Origin of the sequence: Bradyrhizobium sp. ARR65 (genome assembly GCF_000472385.1) — a bacterium.
In the GTDB taxonomy this organism is placed as follows: Bacteria; Pseudomonadota; Alphaproteobacteria; order Rhizobiales; family Xanthobacteraceae; genus Bradyrhizobium.
In genome coordinates this window covers 64443-75705 of record NZ_AWZU01000028.1, presented here as the reverse complement: position 1 = coordinate 75705, position 11263 = coordinate 64443, and the positions used below count along the sequence as shown (strand labels likewise).

At 64.0% G+C, this 11263-nt stretch carries 10 protein-coding genes; 6 read left to right on the top strand and 4 right to left on the bottom strand.

Going from position 1 to position 11263, the window contains the following annotated elements; translation table 11 throughout:
- Nucleotides 1–327: 327 nt before the first annotated feature.
- From F758_RS0126860 to F758_RS0126845, 4 genes are all read left to right on the top strand, one after another.
- On the top strand, nt 328–2067 hold the full coding sequence (locus tag F758_RS0126860) for an ATP-binding protein (protein WP_035723167.1): 1740 nt from the start codon (nt 328–330) through the stop codon (nt 2065–2067).
- 237 nt (nt 2068–2304) lie between these two features.
- Entirely contained in the window at nt 2305–3258 is a 954-nt protein-coding gene (locus tag F758_RS0126855; RefSeq protein ID WP_245286602.1) for a molybdopterin-dependent oxidoreductase, read from the top strand.
- 87 nt (nt 3259–3345) lie between these two features.
- On the top strand, nt 3346–4728 hold the full coding sequence (locus F758_RS0126850) for an MBL fold metallo-hydrolase (protein WP_024510778.1): 1383 nt from the start codon (nt 3346–3348) through the stop codon (nt 4726–4728).
- Between the two features lie 126 nt (nt 4729–4854).
- The gene (locus F758_RS0126845) at nt 4855–5433 is read left to right on the top strand and encodes a peroxidase-related enzyme (RefSeq protein ID WP_024510777.1); all 579 of its coding nucleotides are present in this window, start codon (nt 4855–4857) and stop codon (nt 5431–5433) included.
- Nucleotides 5434–5436: 3 nt separating this feature from the next.
- On the opposite strand, the gene F758_RS0126840 is transcribed toward F758_RS0126845, so the two are convergent.
- The 4 genes from F758_RS0126840 to F758_RS0126825 all read right to left on the bottom strand — a co-directional run bounded on the left by F758_RS0126840 (nt 5437) and on the right by F758_RS0126825 (nt 9533).
- Nucleotides 5437–6477, bottom strand: a complete 1041-nt coding sequence (locus F758_RS0126840) for an MBL fold metallo-hydrolase (protein ID WP_024510776.1) — start codon at nt 6475–6477, stop codon at nt 5437–5439.
- A gap of 145 nt (nt 6478–6622) precedes the next feature.
- Nucleotides 6623–7645: an SIS domain-containing protein gene (locus F758_RS0126835; protein ID WP_024510775.1), complete on the bottom strand. Its 1023-nt coding sequence runs from the start codon at nt 7643–7645 to the stop codon at nt 6623–6625.
- A 42-nt stretch (nt 7646–7687) separates the two neighbouring features.
- Complete coding sequence (locus tag F758_RS0126830; RefSeq protein WP_024510774.1) at nt 7688–8584, bottom strand: N-acetylmuramic acid 6-phosphate etherase; 897 nt, start codon at nt 8582–8584, stop codon at nt 7688–7690.
- Between the two features lie 16 nt (nt 8585–8600).
- The gene (locus F758_RS0126825) at nt 8601–9533 is read right to left on the bottom strand and encodes a glucosamine kinase nucleotide-binding domain-containing protein (protein ID WP_024510773.1); all 933 of its coding nucleotides are present in this window, start codon (nt 9531–9533) and stop codon (nt 8601–8603) included.
- Between the two features lie 146 nt (nt 9534–9679).
- Here F758_RS0126825 and nagA point away from each other — a divergent pair, with 146 nt between their 5' ends.
- The gene (gene nagA / locus F758_RS0126820) at nt 9680–10840 is read left to right on the top strand and encodes an N-acetylglucosamine-6-phosphate deacetylase (RefSeq protein WP_024510772.1); all 1161 of its coding nucleotides are present in this window, start codon (nt 9680–9682) and stop codon (nt 10838–10840) included.
- 31 nt (nt 10841–10871) lie between these two features.
- The gene (locus F758_RS0126815) at nt 10872–11234 is read left to right on the top strand and encodes a VOC family protein (RefSeq protein ID WP_024510771.1); all 363 of its coding nucleotides are present in this window, start codon (nt 10872–10874) and stop codon (nt 11232–11234) included.
- Nucleotides 11235–11263 lie beyond the last annotated feature (29 nt).

The following is an 11263-nucleotide window of genomic DNA, read 5'->3' as shown; positions in this document are numbered from 1 at the left end:
GTAGCACGCTTTGGGCCGGCTGTGGATTGGCCCGGATCAATCGCACGGCCGCTGTCCCACGGCAGGCCGGAGGACCGACCGGCCTGGTTTGAAAGGATTGGTAAAGGCGAGGTTAATCGGCACGCGCCTGCCCGCATGCCCGCAGCAATAAATCTCGCAGGTTTTTCCGTGCCCTTTGCCGCCAACGGCTCGTCCAATAGGCCGGATGAGAGCATAAACCACCAACATTGCTGGAGATTTTACTAAGGCGGCTTAACCGTTTCTCCAGCGGAGCCCGGCATAGTCGTGGTCCCACCTCATCTCAAGGACATACCGGGTTCGATTGCCGTGACATCTCTTGGACGTGTGATTTCGGTGCGCGGCTCCTTCGCCCGGGTCGGCATATTGACCGCCAGCCAAATGCCGCTTGGTGAAGTGCGGGCAACCGTCGGCCGCTTCGTCAGCCTCCGGTCCGGCTCATCGACCATCGTCGCCATGATCACCGACGTCTCCTGCGAGGACCTGCCGGTCTCGGACACCTATATCGCGACCGCCGGCGTCGACCTCTTGGGCGAAATTCTTTCTGGCGACCGGCCGAAGTTCCAGCGTGGCGTGACCAATTACCCGACCATTGGCGACGCGGTCGAACTGATCAGCGCGCAGGAGCTTCGCACGATCTACGCACCGACCGGCTCGGACCAGATCAACGTCGGCACGCTGCAGCAGGACCGCTCGGTCATCGCCTACGTCGATGTCGAGGAGATGCTCTCCAAGCACTTCGCGGTGCTCGGCTCGACCGGCGTCGGCAAGTCGACCGGCGTGTCGCTGCTGCTCAATGAAATTCTCTTGGCGCGGCCGAACCTGCGCATCTTCTTGCTCGACGTACACAACGAATATGGTCGCTGCTTCGGCAACCGCTCCCTCGTGCTCAACCCGCGGAATCTGAAGCTGCCGTTTTGGCTGTTCAATTTCGAGGAGATCGTCGACGTGCTGTTCGGCGGCCGCCCCGGCGTGCCGGAGGAGCTCGACATCCTCGCGGAAGTGATCCCGCAGGCGAAAGCGATCTATACGCAGTATCAGAACAGCGACCGGCTGGGCCTGAAGCGCACCGATCCCAAGGCGGTCGGCTACACAGTCGACACGCCGGTGCCGTACCGCCTGGTCGATCTCATCTCGCTGATCGACGAGCGGATGGGCAAGCTGGAGAACCGCTCCTCGCGCATCATCTATCACAAGCTGATCTCGCGCATCGAAACCGTGCGCAACGACCCGCGCTACGGATTCATGTTCGACAACGCCAATGTCGGCGGCGACACCATGGCGGAAGTCATCAGCCATCTCTTCCGCCTGCCGGCCAACGGCAAGCCGATGACGGTGATGCAGCTCGCCGGCTTCCCCGCCGAGGTGGTAGACTCCGTTGTGTCGGTGCTCTGCCGCATGGCGTTCGACTTCGGCCTCTGGAGCGACGGGGTCTCGCCGATGCTGTTCGTCTGCGAGGAGGCTCACCGCTATGCCTCCGCCGACCGCAACATCGGGTTCGGGCCCACCCGAAAAGCCATCTCGCGCATCGCCAAGGAGGGACGCAAATACGGCGTCTATCTGGGGCTGGTGACGCAACGGCCGGCCGAGCTCGATGCCACCATCATCTCCCAGTGCAACACGCTGTTTTCGATGCGTCTTGCCAACGAGCGCGACCAGGCTCTGATGCGCTCGGCGGTGTCGGACGCCGCCGCCAATCTGCTGTCGTTCGTGCCCTCGCTCGGCACCCGCGAGGTGCTGGCCTTCGGCGAAGGCGTGGCGCTGCCCACGCGGTTGCGCTTCAAGGAGGTGCCGCCGCATCAATTGCCGCGCAGTGAGGCCACCATCGCGACCGTGCCCTCGGTCGCCGCCGGGCACGACACACATTTCGTCAGCGCGGTTCTGGAGCGTTGGCGCGGCGCCACCTCCAATCGCGACGCGCCCGGTGATCCCGGTTTCGCGGAACGCCCCGTTGCGCGCTCGCTGTCCGCGGCGGAGGCGCCATTGCTGCAGCCCTCGATGGGGCTGGATCCCGAGCGCTTCTCGCTTCTGAAAAAGCCGCTGCGCTGATCCCACAACCGGGCGAAGTGCTCCGTCTGACAGCGGGTTGAAACCCCGCGCCGCCACGCACGTTGCCTCGTCGTGAGCATTGCAGCCGGGGTGTCGGACATGCCGAAGCCGATCGCATATGGTTCGCGGCTGATCGTCCGCAAGCAAGAGCCGCTGAACGCCGAGCCTCCGTTGGATCTCCTGATCTCGTCCTTCGTGACACCCGCGGAAGCATTCTACGTCCGCACTCATGGGACGATGCCGGAGCTCGATACTTCAAAACACCGCGTTCGGGTTTGCGGTCTCGTCTCACGGGAGCTGGAACTGGGGCTTGAAGACCTCCGCCGCGACTTCGAACCGCATGTTATCACCGCAACGCTCGAATGCGCGGGAAACCGGCGCGACGAACTGAGCTTTGTGGACGAAGTGGAGGGAACGGCCTGGCGACAGGGCGCGATCGGCACCGCGGTTTGGCGCGGCACCAGGCTTGCAGACGTTCTGCTGCAGGCAGGCTGTAACGGCGACGACCTGCATGTCGCGTTTGAGGGAGCCGACGAGGTTCAGAAGGAAGGCAAGCGTATCAACTTTGGCGGTTCAATTCCGCTATCCAAGGCGAAAAGTCGGGAAGTGCTGCTCGCGTACGAGATGAACGGGACGGCTCTCGCCAGGGAGCATGGCCACCCGATCAGGCTCGTGGTCCCCGGCTATATCGGCGCGCGCAGCGTCAAGTGGCTGCAGACGATCTCGGTTCAGAAGGAGCCGTCATCGAACTTCTTTCAACAAAAAGCGTACAAGCTGCTCCCCGACGACATGGATCAGTCGAATCTCGACTGGCATGCCGGACTTATGCTGGGGGAGTTGCCGGTCAATTCCGTGATATGCATCCCAAGCGACCACTCACGCCTGGCGTCGCGGGATGTAAACGTCGTCGGCTACGCCATCAGCAGCGGTGGCCGTTCGATCGATCGGGTGGAAGTATCCGGAGACGATGGACGAAGCTGGAAGATCGCGGAGCTTAAAAGCTCGCAGCACTGGAGCTGGACGATCTGGCACGCGCAGCTCGAACTCCCGCCGGGCGAGCATGAAATCGTCGTCCGCGCCTGGGATAGCGCCGCGCAAACCCAGCCGGCGCGCCTGGAAGATATCTGGAACTTCAAGGGATACGTCAATAACGCCTGGCATAGGACCAAGGTGACCGTCGCCGGCCCCTGAACGTGAACGTTCACAGCGAGCCTTGTTCCTGCCAGGCGACAGAAGAACCTCCTGACCACCCACGCGTTTTGCGGTAGGAGGCCCCGGATGGGATTGGTTCTGGAACGCGTTCAAACCGACGGATTGGCCCAACTGTCCTACATCATCGGCGACAATGCCGCAGGTGTTGGCGCCGTCATCGATCCGCGACGGGACGTGGACGTGTATCTGTCGACCTTGAGGGACCGGCGGCTGCGTCTTGCCCATATCATCGAAACGCATATCCACGCTGATTTTGTTTCCGGGGCCCATGAGCTGACCACCCGCACGGGCGCGGACATCGCCGGCGGCGATGGGGATTACGCGTTCAAGCTACGCCGGCTCCGCGAGGGCGACCGGATCGGCCTCGGCGGCGTAAGCCTGCACGTCCTGCATACACCCGGCCACACGCCCGAACATGTCAGCCTGCTCGCGTTCGACAGCAACCAGGGCGACCAGCCCTTTGGTGTTTTCACCGGCGACACGCTGTTCAACATGGACGTGGGTCGGCCCGACCTTATGGGTCATGGAACAGACAAGAAGCTGGCCGCCGATCTCCACCATTCGCTGTTTCGCAAACTGCTTCCGCTCGGCGACCGGATCGAGGTGTTTCCGTGCCACGGTGCCGGATCCGCTTGCGGAAAGTCCATTGGCGACCGCCTGCAAAGCACGATCGGAAACGAGCGTCTGTTCAATCCCGCGCTTCAGGATCGTTCGCAGTCGGAGTTCGTGACCTGGCTCTTGAGTGGAATGCCGGAGCCGCCGGCTCATTATGCCCGGCTGAAGAACCTCAATGCGGCGGGCGCGCCGATCCGGGGCGGAGTGCCGCCGGTCCCGCCGCTGCCACCGGCGGAGCTGCAGCGGCGGCAGGCAGGAGGAACAACGATTCTCGACTGCCGCTCGATCCTGGCGTTCGGGGGCGGCCACATTCCAGGTGCACTCAACGTGGCGCTGCGACCGGAATTCCCCACCTGGGCGGGCCGCGTACTCGACCCTGAAACAGGGGTTGCGGTGGTGGTCGAGCATGTCCGCGACCTGGAGGCCGTGGCGGCTCATCTCTTCCGCATCGGGATTGACAAGGTCGAGGGCTATCTGCACGACGGCATGACGAGCTGGCAAAATGCGGGTCTTGCTCTCGCGCGCACCCCACAATGGACCGTGCACGAACTGGAGGCGCGCCGGCGCGACGATGACGTGCTCGTCCTCGACGTTCGCAGCGAGGAGGAGTGGCAGCGCGGTCATGTGCCGGGCGCGCGGCACATCTTTGTGCCACATCTGGAGCGGCAAGCCGGCAGGCTTGCTCGCGACAAATGTATCGTGACCTATTGCGGCACCGGATATCGCGCCTCCATCGCGGCGAGCCTGTTGCAGCGACATGGCTTCGAACACGTGGCCAATGTGCCGGGATCGTGGACGGCGTGGAAAGCCGCCGGCCTGCCGGTTGAAAATTGAAGCGCAGGCGCGGAGGTCACCCCGCCGGAGCGGAGGGCCGGCGCAAGCGATCCCGGTTGCGCCGATGCCGCGATCGATTATGGTTTCGTGCAACGCCTTCGCACGACCTGACCCGGAATCCTGTCCATGACCCAGCCGCCCGCAAAACGCTTTCCCGTGCCGCCGATCGACAAATTGCCGGAGGACATTCGCACCCGCCTGCTCGCCGTGCAGGAAAAGTCCGGCTTCATTCCGAACGTGTTCCTGACGCTTGCCTGCCGGCCCGACGAGTTTCGTGCATTCTTTGCCTATCACGATGCGCTGATGGACAAGGAAGGCGGGCTCTCCAAGGCCGAGCGTGAGATGATCGTGGTGGCGACATCCGCCGCCAACCAATGCCAGTATTGCGTGATCGCCCACGGCGCGATCTTGCGCATCCGCGCCAAGAACCCGCTGATCGCGGATCAGATTGCCGTCAACTACCGAAAAGCGGACATCACGCCGCGCCAGAAGGCGATGCTCGATTTTGCGATGAAGGTTGCGCTGGAGGCGCATGTGCTGTCGGAGACGGATTTTGCGTCGCTCTCCGGCCATGGCTTTTCCGATGACGATATCTGGGATATCGCGGCGATCGCCGCCTTCTTCGCTCTGTCCAACCGCATGGCAAACGTCACGGGCATGCGGCCCAACGACGAGTTCTATTTGATGGGCCGCGTGCCGAAATAGCGTTCAGAGATTCCCGCCCAACCGCGCCTGTTGCGCCCGCATGATGCCAAAAGGATCTTCGCGAGCGGCAAGTTTGCGATAGGTGGCGAGGTCATCTTGCGCAGGCCCCTCGCCGCGCCTCACGTCAGAGCCCGCAGTTGCTCCGAGCGGAATTGACGTACCGAGCCCGGCGTAGAGATAGTTCTTGCCAAAGGCCTTCTTCAGGGCCGCGAAGGTCGGCTCGCCCGTGCAGTGACCTGGCGCAATGGTTTCGACCTTGAAGCGCTCCTTGAGTGCGTCCACGACTTTTGCAATCACATCGTCAGGTGCAACGACCAAATGGAAGCCGCCCACGATCAGGTGAATTTTCGGGTTGATGGCGGCAGCCGCCTCCACTATCCGCTCGATTCCAGGATGCGAACAGCCAACTACAAGAATCATCCCGTCAGACGTGTTGACGGCAAGCGAGAGTTCCTTGAGCTCCTTCGTCCCGGGCGCATCGGACACCAGCGCCAGCAAGGTGATGCCGGGCGCGATTTCGGTCGTCTGATCGATCAGCTCAAAGTGAGCGTCGGGCCACGCGGAGCCGAATTTCATGACCTCCGGCGGCTTGCCGCCGTAATACCGCATATCTGGTGGCAGTGACTCGTCCTTGCGATAGAAGCTGGACGGCAGCGACGAGCCATAGATGCCAAATCCCTCTTTCGGAGCATAGATCTTGACGGTCGGATTGACGCTCAGGACATGGCTCAAGCCTGCCATGTGGTCGGAATGCCGGTGCGAAAGAACGACAAAGTCGAGCTTGGTGAGGTCGACGCCTTTCGCGTTGACATTCGCCGCGAAGATTTCGGCGTTGTCGCCGGTGTCGAACAGTATGCGCTTTCCGGCGATTTCCACCAGGGCCGAGAAGCCCCAGTCCTTGGTCATCGTGGCGTCGGTGCCAAACGCGTCGTAGAGGATCGTGATTTGGTTGCCGGGTTCGGCCGCAGCGCTCGCGACCGGAGTTGACGTCGCTAATATGCCCGCAAATGCCGCTGCAGCGAAAACGCTCCCTATCGGTTTCATGGAAATTCCTCCCGTGTCTGCAACTGAGCCGGACGGAGGCAGCAAAGCGCAACTTCCTCCAGGAGAAAGGGTCTCGCAAGCCGACAATTTGAGCGGTCGCGTTGAACCCGTTCACGGGGCTGCAGACTAAGTACGCCCGAGCCGTTCAGAACGTCTCCGTCACTTTTGAAAGCTGCGGCGGACGATCCGGGTCGAAGCCCCAGGCGCGCGCGGTGCGTTCGATCAAGCGGTAGGCCGGAACGAGCATGGTGATGGCGTCGGTTGCGGGATCATCGTCGCCGAGCCAGGGCAGCGTGCTCTTGGGGCCACCGCACAGATGCAACGCCGCCCCGCTTTCGGACAGTTCGGCCGCAACCTGATCCACTGTGGCAGCCGTCTCATCCATCAAACGCATAAGAATAACAGGCGTTTTCGTGGAGACCGCGGCGCGCGGCCCGTGTTGCAGCTCGGCGGCGCTGAAGCCGAGCGCCGGTAGCCGCAGGATCTCTCCGAGCTTGAGTGCGATTTCCCGCGCCGAGCCGAGACCCAGCCCGCGCGAGGCGACAAACACGGCGGAGGCTCGGGCGAGATCATCCGATATCTTGGACCAATCGAGCGTCGCCGCGCGAAAAAGCCGCTCCGGTAGTCTGCCAAGGGCCGACCTCAGCGCCGCATCCTCGGCCAGCTCGGAGACGAGTTCAGCCCCTGCGGCCATCGAGCCGACCACGGTCTTGGTGGCGGCGACGGAATGCTCGGGCCCGGCTTCGATCGGAATGACGAATTCAGCGGCATCCGCGACCGGCGACGGCACGGTATTGACAATGGCAATCGTTCGCGCCCCTGAGGCCCGCGCGGACTGCGTCGCGGCGACCAGATCGGGGCTGCGTCCCGACTGCGAGACCACGATGAACAACGCGTCGCGTAGCGTCAGCGGCTTGCGAAAAGCGGTGATCACGGAGGGAGCGCTGGCCGATACCGGCAAATGCAGCCGCGTTTCGATCAGATAGCGCATGAACACGCCGGCGTGGCCGGAGCTGCCGCGGCCGCATAGTACGGCAAGCGGCGCGGTACCGATGTCCAGGCATTTTGCGATCTCGGCAATGCCATCGCGGTTGCGCACGATCCGCGAGACGACGTCCGCGCTTTCACAGGTCTCGCGCGCCATCGCGGAGTAAGCGACGTCAGCCATGGCTCACGGGCTCCATCTTTCCTGCACGGCCAGAACGCCGCATCACTCGCCGCGGCCCTCGGCGAGCTCGGCAAACACACGCCGAAGATTGCCCTTGTGGCCTGCAAGAATGCTTTCGGCTTCCGCCTTGTCGTAGCCGAGCACGACCAGCGCGGCCATCTTGATGTCGCCCTCGGCCTGATCGAGCGCTTTCGCCGCCTGCGCCTCACTGCAACCGGCGATGCGGGCGACCATGATCTCGGCGCGACGTTTGAGTTTCGCGTTGGTAGGCGGCATGTTGACCATCATGCCGCGATAGACGCGGCCCAGGCGCAGCATGATGCCGGTGGATATCAGGTTGAGCACGACCTTTTGCGCAGTGCCCGCCTTCATCCGCGTCGAGCCGGCGATCAGCTCGCGTCCGGTCTCGACCAGGACCGGATAGTTTGCGGACGTAAGCAGCGCCGTGCCGGGATTGTTGGCAAGGCCGATGGTGACGGCGCGGTAGCTGCCGGCCTGCTGCAGCGCTGCCACCGTGAACGGCGTCGTGCCCGAGGCCGAAACGGCAATGACCACGTCATGCGGCGAGAGCGCTGCCGCATCGACCTGCTTGACGGCATCGGCGACATCGTCCTCGGCGCCCTCGACGCTGGTGGCCAATGCACTCTCTCCGCCGGCGATGATGAAGCGAAGCCGCTCGCGCGGCCAGGCGAAGGTTGGCGTCAGCTCGGCGCCGTCCTGCACCGCCACCCGGCCCGAGGTGCCGGCGCCGACATACACCAGGCGTCCGCGATCCCCCAGCGCTTCGTAGGCTGCATGTGTCGCGGCGGTCATGGCGGACAGCGCGTGGCCGATCGCCGCGACCGCGGCGAGCTGGCCCTCCCACATCGCGTCCATTGCGGAAGCGAGTGACCAGGCGTCGAGGTCCGCAAAGCGAGGATCGACTTCTTCTGTGGCCATGCGCGATCCGCTCCTGTCAGAGATTTGGAACCGGGCAGCCGGAAGCCGCCGCGCGTTCAGGCGCATTCTCCCCCTCGCCCAGGCCCCGCCGCGCCACCAGCAGCGCGCCGGAAACACCGTCGCCATCGGGAGGTTTGAGGCGGTCGCGCAGATCCGGCGTCAACCAGGGCGCGATCGGCTCGGACAGCCCGCCGACCAGCGACAGCCGCTCGATGCCCTTTCGCAAGAACATGTCGAGGAGATCGCCGATGGCGTCCGCAGCCCGTTCGACGATGCGTCGGCCGATCGGATCGCCCTGGCCGGCATGCCGCAGCACCATCGGCGCGAAGGTTGCATAATCCGTCGCAGTCGCCTGTTCGGACCAGGCCACTGCCTGGCTGGGATCGTGGTCGAAGGCGCCGAGCACTTCGGCAAGCAGCGGCGAGAGCTCGCCGCGCGCGTCGGCAGCGAGGAGCGCGAGCCTGATCGCCTGCAGCCCGATATCGGCGCCGCTGCCTTCGTCCGAAATGGGAAAGCCGTAGCCGCCGAAGCGGAGCTCGCGTCCTCCCATCAGCCCAACACCGATCGATCCGGTCCCAGCGACGACGATGGCGCCGTCGGCCCCGCTGTGAGCGCCGAGACAGGCGGCAACACCATCACTGATGAAGCGGACGGACGCGAACGGGTGAACAATCTCCTTCAAGGCCGCTTCGGCCCCGCGACGTCCGAGGCCCGCGAGGCCGATGCCTGCGTGCATTCGCGCAAAATCCTCGCGCGGCAATCCCGCCTGCTCGGCTGCGGCTTCGCTCGCACGCATGATCGAGCGCCAGGCGTTATCGATGCCAAGCCGCGTCGTGGCCGGTCCCGACCCGCCTTCGCCCAACACCGCACCATCTTCATCCTCAATGCGGGCGCGGCAGCGGCTGCCGCCGCCATCAATCCCAAGGTACAGCGCACCTCTCGTCATCATGCCGTTCCAACGCAGGAACCTGGTTCCGGGTCCATGGGCACCCGCCGGCAGAGCTCAGTTCAAATCTTACCTGGCGGGTTCAGTCGATATAGGGTTCATGGGCAGCGATTTAACTGTGGCACATTGGCTTCGCGCGGACGAACATCATGGATCATTCCCGTGCTCCCACAACCTTCACGATTGCCACGCCGCAGCTCTTCGACGGAGCGGCGCTGCGAGGGCCGGCGCTGGTCACCATCTCCGGCGAACGAATCGAGGATGTCAGATTCGCAACTCAGGCGCGGCCCGACGCCATCACACTGCCCGCCGACGCGATCCTGGCGCCGGGATTTATCGATGTCCAGGTCAACGGTGGCGGCGGCGTTCTCCTCAATGACGAGCCGACCGCGGCCGGCGTACGCCGTATCGTCGAAGCGCACCGTAAGGCAGGAACGACGGGGTGTCTGCCGACGCTGATCACCGATCGCATTGATGTGATGGAGCGTCTCGCCGCCATTGCGCCCGGCGCATCGCAGATTCCAGGCGTGCTCGGCTTTCACCTGGAAGGCCCCGCGATCAACAAGGCACGCAAGGGCATTCACCTGGAATCCGAGATTCGGGTGCCCGACCCGCGCGATCTTGCCGCGATGAAGCGATTTGGCAATTGCGGTCGCTCGCTTGTGACGCTGGCGCCGGAATGCGTGCCGCAGCCGCTGATTGATGAACTCGTCGTCGCCGGATTGCGAGTTTCGGCAGGGCATACCGACGCAGCGGCAAGCCAGCTCAGGCAGGCTGCCGATCATGGGGTCACTGGTATCACCCACTTGTTCAATGCGATGTCGCAGCTTACGGCTCGGGCGCCGGGCGTGGTCGGCGCCGCGCTCGATGACGACAGGCTGTTTGCCGGGATCATTTGCGACGGCCTTCACGTCGAACCCGCAAGCTTGCGCATCGCGCTCCGCTGCAAGGGACGTGATCGCCTGATGCTGGTTACAGACGCGATGCCGTTGGTCGGCACGCATCAGCGGAGATTCCTGCTGCAAGGCCGGGAGATTACGCTTGAACGAGATCGCCTGACGGGTCCCGAAGGCACGCTCGCCGGCGCCCATCTGACCATGATCGATGCCGTGCGCAACGCCGTCGCACTGCTCGGCGTTGGAATTGCCGACGCGCTGATCATGGCCTCGCGCACGCCGGCCACGTTCCTGGGCCTAGCATCGGAGCTTGGCTCCGTCGCCCCCGGCTACCGCGCCGACCTCGTCGCCCTCAACAGCAGGTTTGAGGTCGTCGAAACGTGGATCGGCGGCCGGTCGACGCTATTGGCGTGAGGCCGCTTCAGTTCGCGAAGGAGGTGCGGTGATGATCGAAGGGATCAGCGCAGTCACGCTCGCTACCCACGATATGCGGCATGCAGTAGTATTTTACCGCTCACTCGGCTTCGAAATGCGGTACGGCGGCGAAACCGCTTCATTCACCAGCTTTCGGGCGGGCTCCGGCTATCTCAACCTGATTGCCCAGCCTGAGCAGCGGGAGTGGTCCTGGTGGGGGCGCATCATTTTCTACGTGGCCGACGTTGATGCATTTTACGATCGCGCATTGGCGGCCGGATGCCAGCCCACGACCAGGCCGTGCGATGCCCGGTGGGGCGAACGCTACTTTCACCTGACCGATCCGGATGGCCACGAGCTCAGCTTTGCGCGGCCATTGTCGCCTGCGGCATAGGGCTGCAGGCGGATCAAGGCGATCCGGAG

Bases quoted from the DNA above. Each gene is read 5' to 3' on its own strand.
- F758_RS0126840 (WP_024510776.1), bottom strand. From the start codon at position 6,477: ATGAAACCGATAGGGAGCGTTTTCGCTGCAGCGGCATTTGCGGGCATA.
- F758_RS0126845 (WP_024510777.1), top strand. From the start codon at position 4,855: ATGACCCAGCCGCCCGCAAAACGCTTTCCCGTGCCGCCGATCGACAAA.
- nagA (WP_024510772.1), top strand. From the start codon at position 9,680: ATGGATCATTCCCGTGCTCCCACAACCTTCACGATTGCCACGCCGCAG.
- F758_RS0126850 (WP_024510778.1), top strand. From the start codon at position 3,346: ATGGGATTGGTTCTGGAACGCGTTCAAACCGACGGATTGGCCCAACTG.
- F758_RS0126835 (WP_024510775.1), bottom strand. From the start codon at position 7,645: ATGGCTGACGTCGCTTACTCCGCGATGGCGCGCGAGACCTGTGAAAGC.
- F758_RS0126815 (WP_024510771.1), top strand. From the start codon at position 10,872: ATGATCGAAGGGATCAGCGCAGTCACGCTCGCTACCCACGATATGCGG.
- F758_RS0126830 (WP_024510774.1), bottom strand. From the start codon at position 8,584: ATGGCCACAGAAGAAGTCGATCCTCGCTTTGCGGACCTCGACGCCTGG.
- F758_RS0126825 (WP_024510773.1), bottom strand. From the start codon at position 9,533: ATGATGACGAGAGGTGCGCTGTACCTTGGGATTGATGGCGGCGGCAGC.
- F758_RS0126855 (WP_245286602.1), top strand. From the start codon at position 2,305: ATGCCGGAGCTCGATACTTCAAAACACCGCGTTCGGGTTTGCGGTCTC.